This is a genomic window from Vogesella sp. EB (genome assembly GCF_001037925.1).
GTDB classification, from domain to species: domain Bacteria; phylum Pseudomonadota; class Gammaproteobacteria; order Burkholderiales; family Chromobacteriaceae; genus Vogesella; species Vogesella indigofera.
Window position 1 is genome coordinate 1 of record NZ_LFDT01000041.1, and the last position, 21,920, is coordinate 21,920.

Here is a 21,920-nt window from a genome sequence, read left to right on the forward strand (position 1 = left end):
CCTCCGCCGCCTGCGCGCCGCCTGCGTGCACGGTGACGCGATCACCCTCACCCACGCCCAGCGTCATCAGCGCGGTGGACGCTGCGGGCGTTGGCGCGCTGGCCGTTGAATTCGATGTCCAGCTGCGCGTCGAAACGGCGCGCCACGCCCTGCAGCAAGGCGCTGGGGCGCGCGTGCAGGCCGCCCTCGTGCGCCACCCGCGCGCTGTCGCTGCAGGATGGCGCGGCGGCGGCCGGCGCGGACGCCTGATCCACCCCGTTGGCGCGGATGGTCAGCAGGCCGGCGGCACCGGCCTGCACCGGGCCGCCGGCACAGTCGGATAGCGTCATCGCGTCGCTATTGCTGACCACCACCACGGTCAGCAGCGACGGCGCACGGCGGGCGATGGCGTCGATGTCGAACTCGATCAAGGGTTGGCCGCAGACCACCTGCGCACCCGTCGCCACCCGCGGCGTGAAGCCGGCACCGCCCAGCTTCACGGTGTCGATGCCGATGTGCAGCAGCACCTCGGCGCCGTTGGCCGCACGCAGGGTCAGCGCGTGGCCGGTGGCGGACAGCTGGATCACCTCGCCGGCGCACGGCGCCAGCAGCGTGGACGACAGCGGCTCGATGGCGAGGCCGGCGCCCATCATGCCGCCGGCGAACACCGGGTCCGGCACGGCAGACAGGGGGAGCGCAAGGCCGCTCAACGGCGCGGCCAGCGTGAGGATTGCGGACATGGGATGCCTCCGTTCTCTTGTGTTGCGGGTACGGCTTTCCCCAGCCGTACGCGCAGTCGTGCTTGTGTGTGTTGTTCTTGTGAGGATTGTGGCGGCGTGGTGCCGCCGGCAGCGGCGCCTTACAGCGTGCAGGTCACCTTGTTCAGGTGCCGCGGCTCATCCGGGTTCAGCCCGCGCGCCTCGGACAGGCGTGCCGCCATCAGATAGAAGCCCTGGATCGCCAGCAGCGGGTCCAGCGCCGTGTCACCCGCCACCGACAGGGTCAGGTCGCGGCTGGCGATATCCGCCGGCGCCGCCAGCAGCACGCGGGCGCCACGGCCGCGCATCTCGTCGGCCAGCGCGATCAGGCCGGCCTGCTCCGGGCCGCGCGGCGCGTACACCAGCAGCGGGTAGCCGGTGTCGATCAGCGCCATCGGGCCGTGCTTGATCTCGGCGCCGGAGAACGCCTCCGCCTGGATGGCGCAGGTTTCCTTGAATTTCAGCGCCGATTCCAGCGCCACGGCAAAGCCGAGGCCGCGGCCCACCACCATGATGCGTTCGGCGGGCTGCAGCACCTCGATGGCCGGCGACCAGTCCTGGTGCGTGGCGCTGTGCAGCGCGTCCGGCAACTCGGCCAGCGCCGCCAGCAGGGCCTCGTCCTGCTGCCAGTGCGCCACCAGCCGGGCGACGGCGGACAGCGAGGCGATATAGCTCTTGGTGGCGGCGACGCTTTTTTCGGTGCCGGCGCACAGCGGCAGCGACCACTCGCAGGCGGCGGCCAGCGGCGAATCCGGCTGGTTGACCAGCGCCACGGTGCGGGCGCCGGCGGCGGACAGCGCGCTCATGGTGTCGACCAGGTCCGGGCTGCGGCCGGACTGCGACAGCGCCACCGCCAGCTGGTTTTTCACCTGCAGCGGCGCGTGGTGCAGGGTGAGCAGCGACATCGGCAGCGACACCACCGGGGTGCCGGTGCGCTGCATCGCCAGATAGGCGAAATAGTTGGCCGCATGGTCCGAGCTGCCGCGGGCCACGGTCAGCGCCAGCTGCGGCGGCGCCTTGGCCAGCTCGCGTGCCAGTACCGCCAGCCCTTCGTCGGCGTACATGTGTTGGGCGGCTACCGCTTCGGCGGCAAACAGGGCTTCTTCAAGCATTAGCGAGCTCAAGGCACTCTCCTTCTACGAAAACTTGTTGCACCGCCAGTTGCGGATCCAGCACCACGATGTCGCCCCAGGCGCCGCTTGCCAGCCGGCCGCGATCGGTCACGCCCAGGTAGTCGGCCGGGTACAGCGACAGCCGGTTACTGGCCTGCGCCAGCGGCAGGCCGATCTGCACCAGGTTGCGCAGCGCCTGATCCATGGTCAGCGTGCTGCCGGCCAGGGTGCCGTCGGCGAGGCGCACGCCGCCCATGCACTTGGTCACGGTATGCGAGCCGAGCTGGTATTCGCCGTCCGGCATGCCGGCAGCGGCGGTGGAATCGGTCACGCAGTACAGCCGCGGGATGGCGCGCAGCGCGGCGTGCATCGCGCCGGGGTGCACGTGCAGCAGGTCGGGGATCAGCTCGGCGTATTCGGCGTGGGCCAGCGCGGCGCCGACCATGCCCGGCGCGCGGTGGTGCAGCCCGGTCATGGCATTGAACAGGTGGGTGAAGCCGCTGGCACCCTGTTGCAGCGCGGTCACGCCGTCTTCGTAACTGCCCAGGCTATGGCCGATCTGCACGCGGATGCCGTCTGCGCTCAGGTGGCGGATCACCTCGTGGTGGCCGGCGATCTCCGGTGCCAGCGTCAGCACCTTCAGCGGCGCCAGCGACCGGTAGTAGTCGATCTCCGCCATCACCGCCGCCACCGCGTCGTCCGGCTGGGCGCCGAGTTTGCCGGGGTTGATATAGGGACCTTCCAGGTGCACGCCCAGCACGCGGGCGCTGCCGGCGGCGCGCACGGCGCTGTGCCGGCCCAGCGCCGCCAGCACCCGTTCCAGCTCGGCGCGCGGCGCGGTCATGGTGGTGGCCAGCAGCGAAGTGGTGCCGAAGCGGGCGTGGGTGCGGCCAACGTGGCTGACGGCACTGCCGCCCTGCATGATGTCCACCCCGCCGCCGCCGTGGACGTGCAGGTCGATGAAACCGGGCAGCAGGTAGCGCACCGGCTCGCCGGCACCGGCCAGGCGGCCGTCGATGGCGGCGATGCGGCCGTTGTCATCCAGATGCAGCTCGCCATCCAGCCAGCCGGCGGTGGTCAGCATCCGTCCCTGCAGTACCCGTGTAGTCATCGTCTCAGCTCAGCGACAAAGTCGTAGTAATCGTTGCGACACCAGGTGTCGGTCAGCTCGATGGCCACGTTGTCGGCGGTATAACCGATACGGGTCATCAGCAACATCGCCTCGCCGGGCTTGATGCCGGCGACGGCGGCAATCTCGGCGCCGGCATTCACCGCGCGGATGTGCTGCAGCGCGCGGACCACCGAATGCCCCAGCCCGTCGAGGTGCGCGTACAGCGAACTGCCCACCGCCTGCGGATCGGGCAGGTAGGCCAGCGGCAGCGTGGTCTGCTCGATCGCCATCACCACGCCGTCCGCCAGCCGCTGCCGTTTCAGCCGCACCACCTGCGCGGTGGGCGACAGGCCCAGCTTGATCACCTCGTCGTGCGTCGGGGCGCCGACACTGCGTTCCAGCCACAGCGACGACGGCTCGAAGCCCTTCATGCGCAGCATCTCGGTAAAGCCGGTCAGTCGCGACAACGGCTGCTCCAGCCGCGGGGTGATGAAGGTGCCGGAGCCCTGGCGGCGGCGGATCAGCCCCTGCTCCAGCAGCACGTCCAGCGCCTTGCGCGCGGTGACGCGCGAGATGGCCAGCTCGTCGGAGAAGGTGCGTTCCGACGGCAGCGCCTCGTCGGCCTGCCACCAGCCGGCGTTGATGGCGTCGGCCAGCTTGCGCGCGAACTGCAGGTACAGCGGCGTGCTCTGCGTCTCGTCCGGTTTCAGTGCCTGCCAGCGTTCATCCATGGCGAAATCCTCAAGTGGTCTTGGAAAGGCATCAGTTTACGTGTTGGCCGCCTGCCGTCCCAGCCGCTCAGTTGCCGCAAAATTAATACCACTACCCAACCACGTCAATACCATTTGTAGACCAGTTAACCGAAATACCAACGCTGCAATGCAGCATTCGTGGCGTGAATTCGTGTCGAAAAACGCCGGGCCGCGCCAGCACTGGCGTTGCGGGGTGTCGGCGCGATGACGCAACTGGTATTAACAAGGTATCAAAAACGCAACACCGTGGCGCCAGGGGGCTGCGCCAAGGTTGGCCGCGCCGGGTTTGCTATCCGCGGCGCGGATTCCACACCCGGGACGACCACAGCAAAACCACGCGGTAACCGTTGGGCGTCGCGACGCTCAAGCACAAGCTGCGTGCTTAATCACCGCACACAAGAAAAAACCGCCCTCGCGGGCGGTTCGATGTGGCGGCAGCTAGCCCGGACAAGCGCAGCGCATCCGGGAACGCCGGCTAGCGCGGTGACTTCTTCCAGCCGATCAGCCCCACGCCGGCCAGGATGATGGTCATCGACAGCAGCTCGGCCGCACCGATGTGTTCGCCCAGCAGGCCGACCCCCAGCAGCACCGCGATCACCGGATTGACGTAGGCATAGCTGGTGGCGGCCGCGGCGCTGACGTGCTGCAGCAGGAACATGTAGGCGGTGTAGGCGATCAGCGAGCCGAAAACGGCCAGGTACAGCATGGCCAGCCAGCCGGCCAGCGGCGGCAGCGCCAGCAGCTGCTCGCCGCTGGCGAAACTGCCCAGCAGCAGCGCGATGCCGCCGGTGAGCATCATCATCGCGCTGGACATCAGCCCCTTGGGCTGGGTCAGATGCTTGCTCCACGCCGAGCCCAGCGCCCAGCCGGCCGAGGCGAACAGCAGCGCGGCGGCGCCGGCCGGCGACGCCTGCAGGTTGCTGCCCATGTTCAGCACCACGATGCCGACGATGCCCAGCAGCACGCCGGCCAGCTCCATCCTGCGCGGGCGGTGGCCGAACAGGCGCGCGAACAGGATGGCGAACAGCGGCACGGTGGCCACCACCAGCGCCGCCACGCCGGAGGACACTTCTTTCTGCGCCAGCGTCACGAAACCGTTGCCGATGGCCGGCATCAGGATGCCGAGCAGGGTGGCGCCCTTCAGCTCCGCCAGCGTGGGGTTGGCCGCACCGCGCCAGCGCAGGTAGCCGTACATCAGCGTGCCGGCCAGCACGAAGCGCACCCCGGCCATCAGGAACGGCGGCCACGACGTCACGGCGATGTGGATGGCAAAGTAGGTGGAACCCCAGATCAGGTACAGGGCAAGGAAGGCGGCGAGCAGTTTCAGCTGGTGCGAAGTCAGGTTCATGGCGGTCTACCGGTTGGGCTGCCAACAATGCCTTTCGCATCGCTGCGGCACAAGGGGCAAATGCCGAAAAGGCTGTTCTTGCCGCGGCATGGCCTTGATTCATAACGATATTGTCATAATAAGCAACAAGCTGTTGCAACTATGCCAAGCAAACAAGCGGCAAGGTTGACGCAGGACAAGCGCTTGCCCGCTGGCCACTTGCCACGAGCGGTGGCGCCGTATAGTGGCGCCGACCCATTTTGCAAGAGGCGCACCATGAGCCCATCCTCCCGCCTATCCGGTGGACGAGAAATCCAGCTGGCCCCCGACGATCTGATCATCACCAAGACCGATCCTTCCGGCCACATCAGCTACGCCAACCGCACCTTCATGCGCATCGCCGGCTACGCCGAGCACGAGCTGCTGGGCAAGCCGCACAACCTGATCCGCCATCCCGACATGCCGCGCGGCGTGTACCGCCTGCTGTGGCAGACGCTGCAGGCGGGGCAGGAATTCTTCGGCCTGGTGAAAAACTACACCGCGCAGGGCGACTACTACTGGGTGTTCGCCAACATCACTCCCGACTACACCGCGCAGCGCACGCTGGCCGGCTACTACTCGGTACGGCGTCAGCCGACGCGCGCCGGCATCGCCGCGGTCACCCCGCTGTACCAGCAGATGTGCGCGATCGAGGCACAGGCCGGCAAGGCGGCGGCGCCGGACGCGTCGATGCAGTGGCTGCTGGCGCAACTGGCCGCCAAACAAGTCAGCTACCAGCAGTTCGTGCTGGCGCTGGAACAACCGGGAGCCGCGACATGAAACAACGCCGCAAATGGCCGCCACTGCTGCGCACGCAGATGGGCTACTGGCTGCTCGCCTCCAACCTGCTGACCCTCTGCTACGTGGCCGGCAGCTTCTTCCTCGACGATACGCTGCGCCTGGCGCTGGGCGCGCTGCTGGTCGTCGGCGGCAGCGCGCTGGCGCTGTACCTGTGGCATAGCAGCGGCCGCATCTTCCGCCTGCTGGACACCCTGCACCTGCAGCTGGGCCTCGCCTGCAAGGGCGAGCTGCACCACCGCGCCACCGATACCCGCAACCTGGGCGAGGTCGGGCTGGTGGCGTGGGAGCTGAACGACTTCCTCGACCAGATCGAGACCTACTTCAAGGAGGTCAACACCTGCTTCGCCCGCGTCAGCGCCGGCGACTACAGCCGCCGCCCGCTGAGCAAGGGCCTGCCCGGGGTGCTGGCCAGCTCGCTGCAGGCGATGGACACCGCCATCCAGGCGATGCAGGACAACGACAGCTTCGTGCGCCGCAACCGGCTGTCGTCGCAGCTGGCCGCGCTGAGCAACCCGCACCTGCGCAGCAACCTCGCCAGCAGCCAGCAGGATCTCGGCGCCATCAGCGCGGCGATGGCCGACGTTGGCCGCATCACCCGCGACACCGCCAGCGGCGCGCGCGACAGCCTGCACAGCGCCGAGCAGCTGTCCACCCAGCTGGACACCATCGTCGGCAGCGTCGGCAGCATGAACGAGGCCAGCAGCGCGCTGGCCGGCGAATGGCAGGGCATCGAAAGCTCGCTGGCGGCGATCTCCGACATCGCCGACCAGACCAACCTGCTGGCGTTGAATGCGGCGATCGAGGCGGCGCGCGCCGGAGAGACCGGGCGCGGCTTTGCCGTGGTCGCCGACGAGGTGCGCAAGCTGGCCGAGCGCAGCAAGGACACCGCCAACCGCGTGCAGCACATCCTCGCCACCCTATCCAGCCGCATCGGCCACATGCAGGCGCGCGCCGGCGAGGCCGGCAGTGTCGCCGGCCACGTCAAGGAATCGGTGGAATCGTTCCGCCAGCGCTTCGCCAGCCTCGCCGGCCAGTCCGACCAGGTGCTGGCGCAGGTGCTCAGCGTGCGCAACAAGTCGCACCTGTCGCTGCAGAAGATCGGCCACGTGATGTACAAGCAGCAGGCCTACAATGCGCTGGAGGAAGGCAAGCCGCTGGGCGAGCACCACGACGGCCTCGACCTGGGCGCGCTGGACAGCGGCACGCAGCAGGCCGAGCTGCAGCGGCTGGCGGAGCAGATCCGCCGCCACGGCAGCAGCGCCATCAGCGCCGCGGCCACCGGCGGCGCGCTGGAGGAGGCGCGCATCGTCGCCGACATGCGCGAGCTGGAGCGGCACAGCGATGCGCTGCTGGCGCTGTTCGACCGCCTCGCCGACAGCGCCCCCGCCACCGGCAGCACCGCGGCCGGCGGACGCTAAGCGGCGGTCTTCACCGGGCAAGCCTGCGCGCGACAAGGCGCACACGGCGTTGACACATCATGAATGCGCCTTGCCGGCGCATGCTTGACAGCGCACAGCGGCGCACCGTCGATCATGTACCAGCACCCGGCGACGGCGGCCAACGTTGGCCGCAGCGTCACAACCCGCCGCGGGTCAGCTTGGCCGGGTCCAGCAGCCGCGCCAGCTCGTCGCGGTCGATGCCGGTGTTTTCGGCGGCAACATCGATGATGGCGCGGCCCTCGCGGTAGGCCTGCTTGGCGATCTCGGCAGCGCGGGCGTAGCCGATCACCGGATTCAGCGCGGTGACCAGGATCGGGTTGCGCGCCAGCGCCTGCTGCAGCCGCGCCTCGTTGACGCTGAAACCGGCGATGGCCTTGTCCGCCAGCAGCCGCGACACATTGGCCAGCAGCGCGATGCTGCTCAGCAGGTTGCTGGCGATCAGCGGCAGCATCACGTTGAGCTCGAAATTGCCGGACTGCCCCGCCACCGCAATCGCCGCATCCAGCCCGATCACCTGCGCCGCCACCATGCAGGTCGCCTCCGGAATCACCGGGTTGACCTTGCCCGGCATGATGGACGAGCCCGGCTGCAGCGCCTCCAGCTCGATCTCGCCCAGCCCGGCCAGCGGCCCGGAATTCATCCAGCGCAGGTCGTTGGCGATCTTCATCAGCGATACCGCGGTGGTGCGCAGCTGGCCGGACAGCGCCACCGCGGTGTCCTGCGCCCCCATCGCCGCGAAATAGTCCGGCGCCGGCACGAACGCCAGCCCGGTCAGCGCCTGCAGTTCCTGGCAGAAACGGGCGGCGAAGCGCGGGTCGGCGTTGATGCCGGTGCCGACCGCGGTGCCGCCCTGCGCCAGCTGCAGCAGGCTGGGCCGCAGCTGCTGCAGGTGGCCAACGTTGGCCGCAATCTGCTGCGCCCAGCCGTTCAGGCTCTGGCCCAGGCGTACCGGCATCGCGTCCATCAGGTGGGTACGGCCGGTCTTGATGTGGTGATCGACCTGCTGCGCCTTGGCCTGCGTGGTCTGTTGCAGGTGCTGCAAGGCCGGCAGCAGCTGCTCGCGCAGCGCCAGCGCCGCCGCGATGTGGATGGCGCTGGGGATGGTGTCGTTGCTGCTCTGCGCGCAGTTGACGTGGTCGTTGGCGCTCACCGCGCTGCCCAGCGCGCGGCTGGCGAGGGTGGCGATCACCTCGTTGGCGTTCATGTTGCTGCTGGTGCCGGAGCCGGTCTGGTACACGTCCAGCGGAAAGTGCGTCATCAGCGCCGCGTCGTCCAGCAGCTGGCGGCAGGCGGCGGCGATGGCGTCGCCCTGCGCCGCCGTCAGCTGCCCCAGCGCGACATTGGCACGCGCCGCCGCCAGCTTGGCCAGCAGCAGCGCGCGGATGAAGCCTTCCGGCAGGCGCTGGCCGCTGACCGGAAAATTCTGCACCGCGCGCTGGGTCTGCGCGCCGTAGAGGGCGTCGGCCGGCACCGCCAGCTCGCCCATGCTGTCCCGTTCCATCCGTACTGCGCTCATCATCGTTCTCCTGCCGGTTGCCTGCGGCCGTCTGCCGCTTGCTTCACTGTAGACCCTGTGCGCAGCCGCGCTGCGGCCATGAAAAAAGCCGACGCGGGGCGTCGGCTTCAAGGCAGAACGGGCAGGTGTGACACCGCAGCCCGTGCGCTCAGGGCATGCCGTTCCTGCCGTGCAGCAGGTAGCCTGGCCGCTGGCTCAGCCGCTCGTAATAGGCCGCCACCGCCGGCAGCGGCGGATGCGCGAGCGGGGTGGCAAACCAGCGGTGTACCGACAGCCCGATGGCGATGTCGGCGAGTGAAAACGCGTCGCCGCTGACGTAGGCCCCGGTGCTGTCCAGCTGTCGCTCGAGGATGGCCATATGCCGCGACCACGTGCTGCACGCCTGCACCAGCGCGGCGCTATCCTGGTGTTGCGGCGAATGCCGAACCAGGGACATGAAGGCATAGCTCCACGCGTTGTTGAGATCCGTGGCCTGCCAGTCCAGCCATTGGTCCACCCTGGCCCTGGCCTGCGCTGGCGTCGGATAGAACGACTCGCCGCCGTAGCGGGACGCCAGGTAGCGGATGATGGTATTGGATTCCCACAGCACGAAATCGTCGTCCCTGATCACCGGCACCATGGCGTTGGGATTCAGCGCCATGAATTCAGGGCTGTGGGTCGAGCGGAAGCCTGCGCCCCAGTCCTCGCGCTCGAATGCGATGTCCAGCTCGGCGCAGGTCCAGAGGACCTTGCGCACATTGATCGACGATGCCCTACCGAGTATCTGCAGCATTGCGTGTCCTTAGCGTTGGTGACCGGGCGCCGGCTGGCGCCGGCCGTACTGCTTGTTGCGGGGGAAAACCAGCGGCAGCCTGGCCTTGCGCCATCGTACGGCGGCGGCCGGCACATCGCGTCAACGTGCGGCCAACCTTTGCAGGATATTGGAAAACTCTTCCATGAAGGAATCGAAACGGCCGGCGAGGCGGTCGACGTCGGCGGCGAAGCGGTTGTAGGCCACCACCGCCGGAATCGCCGCGAACAGGCCGATGGCGGTGGCGATCAGCGCCTCGGCGATGCCCGGCGCCACCGTGGCCAGCGTGGCCTGGCCGGCGTTCCCCAGGCCGATGAAGGCGTGCATGATGCCCCACACGGTGCCGAACAGGCCGATGTAGGGGCTGACCGAGCCGACGGTGGCAAGGAAGCTGTTGTGGTGGTCGAGCGCGTCCAGCTCGCGCTGCGCGGCGGCGCGCATCGCGCGGCGGGCGCCGTCCAGCTGCTCGGAATTGTCGACGCCGCCCTGGCGCCGCAGCTTGATGAACTCGGCAAAACCGGCCTGGAACAGCTTCTCCACCCCGGCGGAGCGGTGATGCTGGCGGGTGTCCTCGTACAGGCGGTTGAGGTCGATGCCGCTCCAGAACTGCTGCTCGAAGCTCTGGGTGGCGAGGCGGGCGCGGCGCAATACCGCCAGCTTGTTGAAGATGATGCCCCACGACAGCAGGGACAGCACCACCAGCCCCGCCATCACCAGCTGCACCGGCAGGCTGGCGTGGAGGATAAGACCAATGACCGAAAGTTCTTGCACGATGGCTCCTGGGTTGGCGGTCAGCGCAGTACGCGACCGGTATCGAGATCGATGATGGTGGAGGGCTTGCGCCGCTTGCCGATGCGGCCCTGCAGCGTCAGCACCCGCGCGCCGAAGGCCTGGCGGCAGCCGCGCGCCGTCTTCAGCGAGCGCTGGCCGGCGCGGTTGGCCGAGGTCGACACGATGGCGTGGCCCAGTGCCTGGCACAGCGCTGCCGCCTCGCCGTGGGCGGTGATGCGCACCGCGATCTTGTCGTGGCGGCCGCGCAGCAGCGCCGGCACCCGTGGCGCGGCCGGCAGCAAAAAGGTGTACGGCCCCGGCCAGTAGCGGTTGACGACGGCCAGCTGCGCCGGCGTCAGCGGCCGGATCAGCGGCCGCAGCTGCTCAAGGTTGGCCGCAATCACGATCAGGCCCTTGTGGTTGGGGCGGGCCTTGATCGCCAGCAGGCGGCGGATGGCGCGCACGTCGAACGGGTCGCAGCCCAGCCCGAAACAGGACTCGGTGGCGTAGGCGATCACGCCACCCTGCTGCAGGTGGCCGCGCGCGGCATGCTGTTGCCCGTGGCGGGGCAAACGGGGAAAAGGACGGTTCACGTAATGGCAGGTCGCAAGGTGATGACCGGACAGACCGCGCGCGCCGCGGCGGGTTCCGTTCAGTCGTTCAGGTATCGGGCGTTGATTCTAGCCACTGTGCCGTCTTTGTGCATCCCTCGCAGGTGCTCGTTGAGCAGGCGCACCGTGCCGTCCGCCATCATCTGGTTGCAGGCGAGGTAGAGAAAGACGGTATTGAAAGTCAGCAGCGGGCGCAGCCCGGTGGCCTTTTCGCGCGCAATCAGCGCGGCGCCGAGGTGCTTGCCGGTGGCCCACAGGTCGATGCGGCCGGCCTGCAGCTTGCGCAGGTTCTGCAGATCATTACTCGCCAGATCCACCTCGAAGCCGCGGGCGATCAGATACTGCGCCTCGGCATCACCGGTATAGCCACCCAGCCGGTAGCGCCGCGCCGCCTCCAGATTGCTCAGCTCCTGCGGCCCGTCGTCGCGCCCGTACAGCACCCACTGATTTTCCACCACCGGGCCGATCCACTTCAGTTGGTACTCGCGCTGCTCGGTGCGGGCGGTGGAGTAGACGCAGGTGTTCGGCTCCAGCACCGCGCTGTTGTAGGCGCGCACCCACGGCAGCAGCTCGATGCGGTAGCCGATGCCGGCACGGCGCATGATTTCGCGCACGACATCGCTGGACAGGCCGCCGATCCGGCCGTCCGCCAGCTGCATACTGAACGGCGGAAAGTCTTCGGTCAGCAGCCGCAACTGCAACGGCTCGGCGGCGTGCAGGGGCAACGCCAGGCAACACAGCAGGCCAACGCGACGCAGGAAGTTCATGGCATACCCTTTCTTGCCAACGCTTACTGCAGTGTAGACCGCGCGCGCGGCCCGCTGCCGCAAGCTTTGCCGCGGTAGCCACCATGAAAAACGGCACCCGAAGGTGCCGTTGCCTGCCTGCCGTCACGCCTTACTTGGCGCGGTTCAGTGCGCGGTTGCCGATGTCGCGGCGCAGCTGCTTGCCGGCGAACTGGATCTGGTCGGCGACCGCGTACGCCTTCTGCTGCGCCACGCGCACGCTGTCGCCCAGGCCAACCACGCACAGTACGCGGCCGCCGCTGGTAACCAGCTGGCCGGCGTCGTTGACGCTGCTGCCGGCGTGGAAGGTGAAGGTGTCGTCGGTGGCGGCCGGGATGGCGCTGATCACGTCACCCTTGCGCGGCGCGTCCGGGTAGCCGGCGGCAGCCAGCACCACGCCCATCGCCACGCGGCGGTCCCACTCCGCTTCCACCTTGTCGAGGGTGCCGTTGATGCCGGCCTCCAGCAACACGGTGAAGTCGGATTTCAGGCGCGCCATGATCGGCTGCGTTTCCGGATCGCCGAAGCGGCAGTTGAACTCGATGGTGTACGGGTTGCCCTGCTTGTCGATCATCAGCCCGGCGTACAGGAAGCCGGTATAGCTGTGACCGTCGGCCTTCATGCCGCGCACCGTCGGCAGGATGATGTCGCGCATCGCGCGGTGGTGCACTTCCGGCGTCACCACCGGTGCCGGGCTGTAGGCGCCCATGCCGCCGGTGTTGGGGCCCATGTCGCCGTCGAGCAGGCGCTTGTGGTCCTGGCTGGTGGCCATCGCCAGCACGTTGTCGCCGTCGACCATCACGATGAAGCTGGCTTCCTCGCCTTCGAGGAAGTCCTCGATCACCACGCGCGAGCCGGCGTCACCCATCTTGTTGCCCAGCAGCATGTCGTCGATCGCGGCGTGCGCCTCGTCCAGCGTCATCGCCACCACCACGCCCTTGCCGGCGGCCAGGCCGTCGGCCTTGATCACGATCGGCGCACCCTTGCGGGCAACGTAGTCGTGGGCGGCAGCGGCATCGCTGAAGGTTTCGTAGCCGGCGGTGGGGATGCCGTGGCGCTGCATGAAGGCCTTGGCGAAGTCCTTGGAGCTTTCCAGCTGTGCGCAGTACTGCGTCGGGCCGAAGATCTTCAGGCCGGCGGCGCGGAAGGCGTCGACCACGCCGGCGGCCAGCGGCGCTTCCGGGCCGACCACGGTCAGTTCGATCTGCTCGTGCTTAACAAACTCGATCAGCTCGGGAATGGCCGTGATGGCGACATTGCTCAGGTGCGGATCGAGCGCGGTACCGGCGTTACCCGGCGCCACGAATACCTTGGACACGCGCGGCGATTGCGCCACACGCCAGGCCAGCGCGTGTTCGCGGCCGCCGGCACCGATAACGAGTACTTTCATGACTCAGCTTCCTTGAGGTCGGGTCTGCCACGGTTGGCCGCAGGCTGCGGCCAACCTTTGCAACGATTGAAGATTAGTGGCGGAAGTGGCGCACGCCGGTCAGCACCATGGCGATGCCGTGCTCGTCGGCGGCGGCGAACACCTCGTCGTCACGCATCGAGCCGCCCGGCTGGATGATGGCCTTGATGCCCTGCTCGGCAATCACGTCGATGCCGTCGCGGAACGGGAAGAACGCGTCCGACGAGGCCACGGCACCGATCAGGCTGAGGCCGGCATCCTGCGCCTTGCGCGCGGCGATGCGGGTGGAGTCGACGCGGCTCATCTGGCCGGCGCCGATACCGGCGGTCTGGCCGTTCTTGCAGAACACGATCGCGTTGGACTTCACGTACTTGGCGACGCGCCAGGCGAACAGCAGGTCGGCCATTTCCTGTTCGGTCGGCGCACGCTTGGTCACCACGCGCAGCTCGTCCAGGCCGACGTTGCGGATGTCCGGGGTCTGCACCAGCACGCCGCCGCCGACGCGCTTCAGCTCGTAGCGGTTGGCGCCGGCTTCCAGCGGGATCTCCAGCACGCGCACGTTTTTCTTGGCGGCGATGATGGCCTTCGCTTCGTCGGTGAACGCCGGGGCCATCAGCACTTCCAGGAACTGGCCGGTCACCGCTTCAACGGTCTCGGCATCCACCGGACGGTTGAAGGCGATGATGCCGCCGAAGGCGCTGGTGGTGTCGGTGGCGAACGCCAGCTTGTAGGCAGTCAGCGTATCGGCGGCGATGGCCACGCCGCACGGGTTGGCGTGCTTGACGATCACGCAGGCCGGCGCGTCGAAGGTCTTCACCGCTTCCCACGCCGCATCGGCGTCGGCGATGTTGTTGTAGGACAGTTCCTTGCCCTGCAGCTGGCGGTAACCGGCGATGGTGCCGGCGGCCGGATCGAGGTCGCGGTAGAAGGCGGCAGCCTGGTGCGGGTTCTCGCCGTAGCGCATGTCCTGCACCTTGATGAACTGCGCGTTGAGGCGGTTCGGGAACGCCACGCGTTCCGGCACGCCGCTGTCGACGCCTTCGACCAGGCTGGTCAGGTAGTTGGAGATCGCACCGTCGTAGGCGGCGGTGTGGGTGAACGCCTTCTTCGACAGGTTGAGACGGGTCAGCTTGGACAGCTTGCCGCCGTTGGCCGTCATTTCTGCGGCCAAGGTGTCGTAGTCAGCGGCATCGGTGACGATGGCCACGTGCTGCCAGTTTTTCGCAGCGGAGCGCACCATGGTCGGGCCGCCGATGTCGATGTTCTCGATGGCGTCTTCCAGCGGGCAGTCCGGGTTGGCGATGGTGGCTTCGAACGGGTAGAGGTTGACACAGACCAGATCGATGTTGCCGATGCCGTGTTCCTGCATGGTGGCGACGTGCTCCGGCAGGTCGCGACGGCCGAGGATGCCGCCGTGCACTTTCGGGTGCAGGGTCTTGACCCGGCCGTCCAGCATTTCCGGAAAGCCGGTGTAATCCGATACGTCGATCACCGGCACGCCGGCGTCGCGCAGCAGCTTGGAGGTGCCGCCGGTGGAGAGGATTTCGACACCAAAGCCGGCCAGGGCCTGGGCAAATGCCAGTACGCCGGTTTTGTCAGAAACGCTGATCAGCGCACGTTCGATCTTGGTCATGGTTTTCTACCGCCTTCAAAGTAAAACGTGGCAACGGGCACGCCCGCGGCCAACTCAAATCTTGCTGTATACCGGCCGGCGCGCTGGCGCCGGCCGGTGCTGGTGATCCCGTCCCCCGCCCCTGCGCTGCAGGGGAGTTCGTTATCCAAAGAAAAGCCATCCGCGACGGCGGATGGCTTCGGTTTCAAATCAGGTCGTACGATTTCATCTTCTTGCGCAGCGTGTTGCGGTTGAGGCCGAGCAGCTCGGCCGCGCGCGTCTGGTTGCCCTGGGTGTGGTTGAGCACCACCTCCAGCAGCGGTTTTTCCACCCGCGCCAGCACCATGTCATAGATGGCGGCCGGCATCTCGCCGTCCAGGTCGCGGAAGTACTGCTCCATCGCCAGCCTGACGCAATGGGAAATATCGTCGTTATTGTTGTTCATGGTTTGCCGCTTCGTATTGTTGCTTAATCGCCCGCACACGCTGTCGCGTCCTCGTCCTCGTGCGGTCCGGTGGACACGTACTCCAGCCGCTCGGAACTGGCCGCCAGCTGCGCAAAATACTGTGCCACTGCCTGGCGCTGCGTGCTGGTCGATTCCAGCGCGTACATCGCCTGACGGAATTCGTTGCTGCCACGCAGGCCGCGGGTGTACCAGGCGATGTGCTTGCGCGCGATGCGGCAGCCGGAATATTCGCCGTAAAAACGGTACAGCTCGTCGAGGTGGCCCTGCATGATGTCGTCAATCTCGCTGATGCGCGGCGGCAGCAGCGTCTCGCCGGTATCCAGAAAATGCTGGATCTCGCGGAAAATCCACGGCCGCCCCTGCGCTGCGCGGCCGATCATGATCGCGTCGGCGCCGGTCGCGTCCAGCACCTGCTTCGCCTTGTGCGGGCTGTCGATGTCGCCGTTGGCGATCACCGGGATAGCCACCGCCTGCTTCACCGCGGCGATGGTGTCGTACTCGGCGGCACCGCGGTACATGTCCTCGCGGGTGCGCCCGTGCAGCGCCAGCGCCGCGATGCCGGCCTCCTCGGCCATCTTCGCCACCTGCAGCGCGGTCTTCACCTCGCTGCTCCAGCCGGTGCGGGTCTTCAGCGTCACCGGCACGTCCACCGCGCGCACCACCGCGTCGAGGATGCGGCCAACGTTGTCGAGGTCGCGCAGCAGCGCCGAGCCGGCGGCGACATTGCACACCTTCTTCGCCGGGCAGCCCATGTTGATGTCGATGATCTGCGCCCCGCGCGCCACGTTCAGCTGCGCCGCCTCGGCCAGCATCGCCGCGTCGCCGCCGGCGATCTGCACCACGATGGGCTCGACTTCGCCGCTATGGTCGGCGCGCAGCAGGGTTTTCTTGGTGGTCCACAACGCCTTGTTGGCGGTGATCATCTCCGACACCGCCATGCCGGCGCCCAGTCTCTTGCACAGCATGCGGAACGGCCGGTCGGTGACACCCGCCATGGGGGCAACGATCAGCTGGTTCTTGAGCGTATAAGGGCCGATTTGCATTGCAAAAGAAAGACATGGAGGGCGAAAGGGCGGCCATTGTACTGCCTTTTGCGCAGGCGGTAAAAACCTTTTTGCTTATTTTTTAAGCTAAAACAACGCCGGCTGCTGCGTGGCCATGGCCGCTGGCGGCCGCCTGCATGACAAGTGAAAAACGGGGGGTGTTGCGGAAGGGATGGGGGTGGGAAGTCGGTCGATAAGCCGGGTTTTGTCGTTGGACAGTCATTCCTCTAGTCTTGCCGTTACCGACAAGCTCAAGCAACCTACCCGGGTACAGCGCGGGCCACGCCAATGTACCCCTATTTGGTCTTGCTCCGGATGGGGTTTAGCCTGCCGTCCGTATCGCTACGTCCGCGGTGCGCTCTTACCGCACCTTTTCACCCTTGCCTGTGCCGCTGTCAGCGGGCTGGCGAACCAGCACTAACGCAAAACGTACGCTGCATGCAGCGCGTATTCTGCCCTGAACAGTACGATGCGCACCCTTGCGGGTGACACATCCGGCCATCGGCGGTTCAGCTCTCTGTTCCACTTTCCGTCGCCTCACGACGCCTGGCCGTTAGCCAGCATCCTGCCCTTTGGAGCCCGGACTTTCCTCCCCGTGCAAGCACGCGGCGACTGCCTGGCCGACTTCCCGGCGCGGATTGTAGCGCAAAGCGCCGCCCGGCACTGACAATTATCAATCCGCCGCCGCGAGCGGCTCCCTATACTGTTCCTCCCCCCCACCACCCCCGCCACCCGCTTCCATGACAGATCACCACAAACTTGCGCGATTACAACTAAGCGGCATGCTGGGGCTGGTGCTGATGGTGGTGCTGCTGCTGGCCAGCTACTTTTTCTACCAGCAGTGGCGCGACTACCGCGACGGCAGCTCGGTGGTGGCGGAAGAGGCGCGGCTGCGCGGCCAGACCTTCCTCAAGGCCTACGGCGACCACGCCAGCAACTCGCTGGAGACGCTGTACTCGCAGACGCAGGACATCCTGCGCCAGCGCCTGCGCGAGCAGGTCGACCAGGCCTATGTGCTGGCCGACAGCCTGTACCGCCGCCATCACCGCCGCCTCGACGACGCGGCGCTGCAGCGCGAGATCGTGGAAAGCCTGCGCCCGCTGCGCTACTTCGGCGGCCGCGGCTACTACTTCATCGACACCCTCGACGGCGACTGCGTGCTGCTGCCGACCAGCCCGCAGCGCGAAGGCCGCAACCTGCTCGACAACCAGGACGACCAGGGCGCCTACATCATGCGCAAGCTGCTGCTGTCGGTGGACAACCACGCCGGCAGCGGCTTTGCCAGCTATCGCTGGTATCGCCCCGGCGAGACGTTCATGTCGGAAAAGATCGCCTACTCGCGCCGCTTCGAGCCGTTCGGCTGGCTGATCGGCGGCGGCGAGTACGTGCTGAACGTGGAAGAAGACCTGCAGCAGCAGGCGCTGCAGACGCTGGCGCAGATGCCGGTCGGCGAGCGCGGCTTCTTCGCCGTCATCGACCAGCACGGCCGCCTGCGCCAGCTGCCGGGCCAGCGCGGCTTCACCCTGCCCGCCGCGCTGCAGCAGCAGCTGGCGGCCACGCCGTCGCAGTATTTCGTCAGCTTCAGCCATCCCGCTGCCGGCGGCAGCCAGCGCTACAGCGCCTACGTGGCGCTGGTGCCGTCGTGGCAATGGCGGGTGGTCAGCATCATCCCCGAGCGCGAGCTGACGCTGTCCGGCGCCGCGCAGGCGCAGGCACTGGGCGAGAAGACGCGCAACCGGGTGCTGACCACGCTGCTGATCCTGACGCTGGCGGTGTGCCTGGCGTGGCTGTTCTCGGTGCACTTCAGCCGCTGGCTGGGGGCGCTGATCGCGCAGTACCAGCAGCGGCTGCAGGCGTCGCAGCGGCAGGTGGAGGACAAGGCGCGCGAGATCGAGCTGACGCGCTACATGAGCGACAGCGCCGCCGACGCCATCGTGCTGCTCAACGCGCAGGGCCGCGTGGTGTACCACAACGAGGCGGCCAGGCACTGCTTCTGCGACGGCAACGAGCACCGCATGCCGGAGCTGTTCGAGGAGCGCTTCAGCGGCGGCCAGCACCACTACGTGCGTAGCCTGCGCTGCTGCCGCGGCGAGGTGACGCTGGAGGTCAGCCTCACCGGCCTCAGCTACCAGGGCGAGTACTACCGCTGTGCCACCGCGCGCGACATCAGCGCCCGCGTCAGCCACGAACGGCAGCAAAGGTTGGCCGCAACGGTATTCGAGGCCAGCTCGGAGGCGATCCTAATCACCGACGCCGACAGCCGCATCATCGCCGTCAACCGCGCCTTCAGCGACATCACCGGCTACAGCGAGGCCCAGGCGCTGGGCAACACCCCGGCGCTGCTCAACTCCGGCCGCCACGACGCCGCCTTCTACGGCGACATGTGGAACCACCTGCACGCGCGCGGCTACTGGAGCGGCGAGATCTGGAACCGGCGCCAGAACGGCGAAATCTACCCGGAGTGGCTGACCATCAACCAGGTGCGCAACGGCGACGACAGCATCAGCCACTACGTGGCGCTGTTCTCCGACATCAGCGAGCGCAAGGCCACCGAGGCGCGGGTGCAGCACCTCGCCGAGTACGACTTCCTCACCAACCTGCCCAACCGCCTGCTGCTGCACGACCGCCTGCAGCAGTCGCTGCACCTGGCCGAGCGCAAGCAGCACGCGGTAGCGGTGCTGTTCATGGATCTCGACCGCTTCAAGAACGTCAACGACACCCTCGGCCACGACGCCGGCGACGAGCTGCTGCGCCAGGTCGCCAGCCGCACCCAGCACATGCTGCGCGAGATGGACACCGTTGGCCGCACCGGCGGCGACGAATTCGTCATCATCCTGCCGGAGCTGTCCGGCAGCGCGCAGGCCGGCATGGTCGCCGAGCGCGTGCTGCAGGTGCTGGAAGCGCCGTTCACCCTGCGCGGCCACACGCTGGTGATCAGCGCCAGCATCGGCATCGCGGTGTCGCCGGCCGACGGCAGCAGCCCGGAAGTGCTGCTCAAGAATGCCGACATGGCGATGTACCAGGCCAAGGCCAGCGGCCGCAACGCGTTCCGCTTCTTCACCGCCAGCATGACCGCCGAGGTCAGCGAGCGGCTGCTGCTGGAAAACCAGCTGCGGCTGGCGATGGCGCAGCAGCAGTTCTATCTGGAGCTGCAGCCGAAGTACCACATCGCCAGCCGCCGTCTCAACGGCTTCGAGGCGCTGCTGCGCTGGCGCCAGGCGGATGGCAGCCTGGTGTCGCCGGCGCGCTTCATCCCGGTGGCCGAGGATTCCGGCGTGATCACCGAGCTGGGGCTGTGGGTGCTGGAACAGGCCTGCCGCACCGCGACGGAATGGGTGCGCCACGGCCGGCAGCTGACCATCGCCGTCAACGTCTCGGCGCGGCAGCTGACCCACGGCGACTTCTGCGCCGAGGTGGCGCGGGTGCTGCGCGACAGCGGCCTGCCGCCGGCGCTGCTGGAACTGGAAGTGACCGAGGGCACGCTGATCGACTACAGCGGCCCGGTGCGGCAGCAGCTGGCCGGCATCAAGGCGCTGGGGGTGCGGCTGGCGGTGGACGATTTCGGCACCGGCTACTCCAGCCTCGCCTACCTGAAGAACTTCGCGCCGGACACGGTGAAGATCGACCGCTCCTTCGTCAGCGAGCTGCAGCACAACCGCGACAACGCCGCCATCGTCTCCGCCATCATCACCCTGGCACGCAATCTGGACATGGAGTCGCTGGCCGAAGGGGTGGAAACCGAGGCCGAGCTGGCGGCGCTGCAGGCGCTGGGCTGCGACACGGTGCAGGGCTTCCTCACCGGCCGGCCGCTGGCGGTCAACGACGCGCTGGCGCTGTGCCGGCTGCAGGCAGCGGCCGACGCGGTCTGACGCCTCGGAACCGGTTCAAGGTGTCGCGCACTCACGCAAGACAAGGCAAAGACGCCGCAGGAAGCGGCGTTTCGCTGGCGACGAAGCCGCAGGCCGCAGGCGTTTTAACGCCGCATCGCGCCATCGCGACCCGTTGCCGCCGGCACTGCACCGCGGCTCAGTCGAAGCGGCGGGTGTAGCGTAGCTCCGACGACGCGTCGCGGCCGGCACGGCCGATCAGCGACAGCGTGCGCGACAGCTGGTAGCTGACCTTCAGCGCCTGCTCGGCACTACGCAGCCCGTACTCGTAGCCGACATACAGCTCGCGCGTCAGCTGCTTGCCCAGCGTCACCACCTGCTCCGCCGGGCTGACCACGCCGGCGCTGCTGGTGCTTTCCGCCCGCGACTGCACGCCGATGTCGTCGAACAGCCCGACCTGGTCGTTGATCAGGCCGGCGAGCAGGCCACCGGCGGCGGCACCGGCGCCACCGGTGTTGTCGCCAACCGCGGCGGCGCGGCCCAGCACCAGCCACGACAGCTTGTCCTTTTCCGACATCGCCTCGTCCGCCACCAGCTTCACCGTCGGCGTCAACAGCGCGCCGCGCACCTCGACCCCGGCGCCGACCGGCGAGAAGCGGCGCGTGGTGCGCAGGTCCAGCGCCGGGTTGTCCAGCGGCCCGCTGAAGGTGATCAGGCCGCGGGTGATGTCCAGGTCCTGGCCGTAGGCCTTGAAACGGCCCTTGTCGACGCGGATCTGGCCGCGCGCCTGCAGCGTGCCGCCCTGCTCTGCCAGCAGCCGCACCTCGCCGCCCAGCCACGCCTCCAGCCCGTTGCCGCCGAAACGCAGCTTGTCGCCAAGCGCGATGCGCAGATCCAGCGCCAGCGGCCAGCGGTTGCCGGCGTCGTCAACCACCTCGCGCCCCACCACCACCACGTCGTCGGACAGCCGCGGCCCGCCCAGTTTCGGGATGTCGATGCGGCCCTCGTCGACGCTGAGGTTGCCGCTCAGCGTCACCACCCGCTGCCGCACCTCGACGCGACTGCGCCCGGACAGCAGCAGGCGCCGCCCCGGCCGCTCCAGCGCGGCGAAGCGCTTGAAGTCGAGCAGCAGCAGCACGTCCGGCGTCTGCTGGAACAGGTCGATGCGGCCGCTGCCGGTCAGCTCGCCCTGCTTGCCGAAGCGCAGGCTGTCGATCAGCAGCTGCTGCCCGGCCAGCCGCGCCTGCAGCTGGCCCTGCTCCAGGCGGATGCCGTTGCGGCGCTCGACGAAGCGCAAGTCGTGGCCCAGCAGCGGCCCGTCCAGCGTCGGCGACGACAGCGTGCCGCCCAGTTGCAGCGTGGCGTCGAGGCTGCCGGACAATTCCATGCCCGCCTTCAGCCACGGCTGCGCCAGCGCCAGCGACGGCACCTGCAGCCGCACGCTGCCGGTCAGCGCCGCGTTGGCGACACTGCCGCCGTTGCCCCACAGCACGCTGCCGTCGGCGGCGAGCTTGCCGAAACGGCTGTCCAGCGCCAGCGCCAGCGGCCCGCGTTCACCGAGGCCGACGCTCAGCGTCGCCCGGCTCAGCCCCAGCGCCTGCTCGCCGGCCGGCGCCGGCAGCCAGACATCGCCCTGGGTGCGCTGCAGCTGCACGCTGCCCTGCGGCCAACCTTGCGCGCCGTTCAATTGCCAGCCGGCGTCGAACACCAGCGTCTGGCGCAAGGGCGGCGTGAACCACGGCGCCAGCGCCGACAAGGCCAGCCCCTGCACCC

At 68.2% G+C, this 21,920-nt stretch carries 18 protein-coding genes and 1 other RNA gene; 3 read left to right on the plus strand and 16 right to left on the minus strand.

Features of this window, described 5'->3' with window-relative positions; all coding sequences use genetic code 11:
• Nucleotides 1-47 precede the first annotated feature (47 nt).
• From ACG97_RS15760 to yedA, 5 genes are all read right to left on the minus strand, one after another.
• Nucleotides 48-719: a glucose PTS transporter subunit IIA gene (locus ACG97_RS15760; protein ID WP_202902803.1), complete on the minus strand. Its 672-nt coding sequence runs from the start codon at nucleotides 717-719 to the stop codon at nucleotides 48-50.
• A 119-nt stretch (nucleotides 720-838) separates the two neighbouring features.
• Complete coding sequence (locus ACG97_RS15765) at nucleotides 839-1,861, minus strand: SIS domain-containing protein (RefSeq protein WP_047968336.1); 1,023 nt, start codon at nucleotides 1,859-1,861, stop codon at nucleotides 839-841.
• Entirely contained in the window at nucleotides 1,842-2,960 is a 1,119-nt protein-coding gene (gene nagA / locus ACG97_RS15770) for an N-acetylglucosamine-6-phosphate deacetylase (protein WP_047968337.1), read from the minus strand. Before nagA ends, ACG97_RS15765 begins: the two co-directional genes overlap by 20 nt.
• Complete coding sequence (locus tag ACG97_RS15775) at nucleotides 2,957-3,691, minus strand: GntR family transcriptional regulator (RefSeq protein ID WP_047968338.1); 735 nt, start codon at nucleotides 3,689-3,691, stop codon at nucleotides 2,957-2,959. Before ACG97_RS15775 ends, nagA begins: the two co-directional genes overlap by 4 nt.
• Before the next feature lie 496 nt (nucleotides 3,692-4,187).
• The gene (gene yedA / locus ACG97_RS15780) at nucleotides 4,188-5,060 is read right to left on the minus strand and encodes a drug/metabolite exporter YedA (RefSeq protein ID WP_047968339.1); all 873 of its coding nucleotides are present in this window, start codon (nucleotides 5,058-5,060) and stop codon (nucleotides 4,188-4,190) included.
• A 255-nt stretch (nucleotides 5,061-5,315) separates the two neighbouring features.
• On the opposite strand from yedA, the gene ACG97_RS15785 reads away from it, so the two are divergent.
• On the plus strand, nucleotides 5,316-5,858 hold the full coding sequence (locus ACG97_RS15785) for a PAS domain-containing protein (protein ID WP_047968340.1): 543 nt from the start codon (nucleotides 5,316-5,318) through the stop codon (nucleotides 5,856-5,858).
• Between the two features lie 593 nt (nucleotides 5,859-6,451).
• A complete protein-coding gene (locus tag ACG97_RS18280; protein WP_238377373.1) occupies nucleotides 6,452-7,297 on the plus strand; it encodes a methyl-accepting chemotaxis protein in 846 nt (281 codons plus the stop codon).
• Between the two features lie 157 nt (nucleotides 7,298-7,454).
• Here the strand turns inward: ACG97_RS18280 and ACG97_RS15795 are convergent, their stop codons facing one another.
• The 10 genes from ACG97_RS15795 to rnpB all read right to left on the minus strand — a co-directional run bounded on the left by ACG97_RS15795 (nucleotide 7,455) and on the right by rnpB (nucleotide 16,948).
• Nucleotides 7,455-8,834 carry a lyase family protein gene (locus tag ACG97_RS15795; protein WP_047968342.1) on the minus strand — a complete coding sequence of 460 codons (1,380 nt, stop codon included), beginning with the start codon at nucleotides 8,832-8,834 and terminating at the stop codon, nucleotides 7,455-7,457.
• A 148-nt stretch (nucleotides 8,835-8,982) separates the two neighbouring features.
• On the minus strand, nucleotides 8,983-9,606 hold the full coding sequence (locus ACG97_RS15800; protein ID WP_047968343.1) for a glutathione S-transferase family protein: 624 nt from the start codon (nucleotides 9,604-9,606) through the stop codon (nucleotides 8,983-8,985).
• Nucleotides 9,607-9,726: 120 nt separating this feature from the next.
• Nucleotides 9,727-10,395 carry a protein TolQ gene (gene tolQ, locus ACG97_RS15805; RefSeq protein WP_082133836.1) on the minus strand — a complete coding sequence of 223 codons (669 nt, stop codon included), beginning with the start codon at nucleotides 10,393-10,395 and terminating at the stop codon, nucleotides 9,727-9,729.
• 20 nt (nucleotides 10,396-10,415) lie between these two features.
• Nucleotides 10,416-10,988, minus strand: a complete 573-nt coding sequence (locus tag ACG97_RS15810; RefSeq protein WP_238377372.1) for an L-threonylcarbamoyladenylate synthase — start codon at nucleotides 10,986-10,988, stop codon at nucleotides 10,416-10,418.
• Nucleotides 10,989-11,047: 59 nt separating this feature from the next.
• Nucleotides 11,048-11,773 (minus strand): ABC transporter substrate-binding protein, encoded by a 726-nt coding sequence (locus ACG97_RS15815; RefSeq protein WP_047968345.1) that lies wholly within the window; start codon nucleotides 11,771-11,773, stop codon nucleotides 11,048-11,050.
• A gap of 130 nt (nucleotides 11,774-11,903) precedes the next feature.
• Nucleotides 11,904-13,181: a phosphoribosylamine--glycine ligase gene (gene purD / locus ACG97_RS15820; RefSeq protein WP_047968346.1), complete on the minus strand. Its 1,278-nt coding sequence runs from the start codon at nucleotides 13,179-13,181 to the stop codon at nucleotides 11,904-11,906.
• Nucleotides 13,182-13,254: 73 nt separating this feature from the next.
• Nucleotides 13,255-14,832, minus strand: a complete 1,578-nt coding sequence (gene purH / locus ACG97_RS15825) for a bifunctional phosphoribosylaminoimidazolecarboxamide formyltransferase/IMP cyclohydrolase (protein ID WP_047968347.1) — start codon at nucleotides 14,830-14,832, stop codon at nucleotides 13,255-13,257.
• A gap of 184 nt (nucleotides 14,833-15,016) precedes the next feature.
• Complete coding sequence (gene fis / locus ACG97_RS15830; protein WP_047968348.1) at nucleotides 15,017-15,256, minus strand: DNA-binding transcriptional regulator Fis; 240 nt, start codon at nucleotides 15,254-15,256, stop codon at nucleotides 15,017-15,019.
• A gap of 23 nt (nucleotides 15,257-15,279) precedes the next feature.
• Entirely contained in the window at nucleotides 15,280-16,320 is a 1,041-nt protein-coding gene (dusB, locus tag ACG97_RS15835) for a tRNA dihydrouridine synthase DusB (RefSeq protein ID WP_047968349.1), read from the minus strand.
• 178 nt (nucleotides 16,321-16,498) lie between these two features.
• An RNA gene (gene rnpB, locus ACG97_RS17045) (RNase P RNA component class A) lies at nucleotides 16,499-16,948 on the minus strand.
• A 112-nt stretch (nucleotides 16,949-17,060) separates the two neighbouring features.
• On the opposite strand from rnpB, the gene ACG97_RS15840 reads away from it, so the two are divergent.
• Nucleotides 17,061-20,189 (plus strand): EAL domain-containing protein, encoded by a 3,129-nt coding sequence (locus ACG97_RS15840; RefSeq protein WP_047968350.1) that lies wholly within the window; start codon nucleotides 17,061-17,063, stop codon nucleotides 20,187-20,189.
• A gap of 157 nt (nucleotides 20,190-20,346) precedes the next feature.
• Here the strand turns inward: ACG97_RS15840 and ACG97_RS15845 are convergent.
• Nucleotides 20,347-21,920, minus strand: a 1,574-nt coding sequence (locus ACG97_RS15845; RefSeq protein WP_047968351.1) for a translocation/assembly module TamB domain-containing protein, incomplete at its 5' end; no start/stop codon positions are given.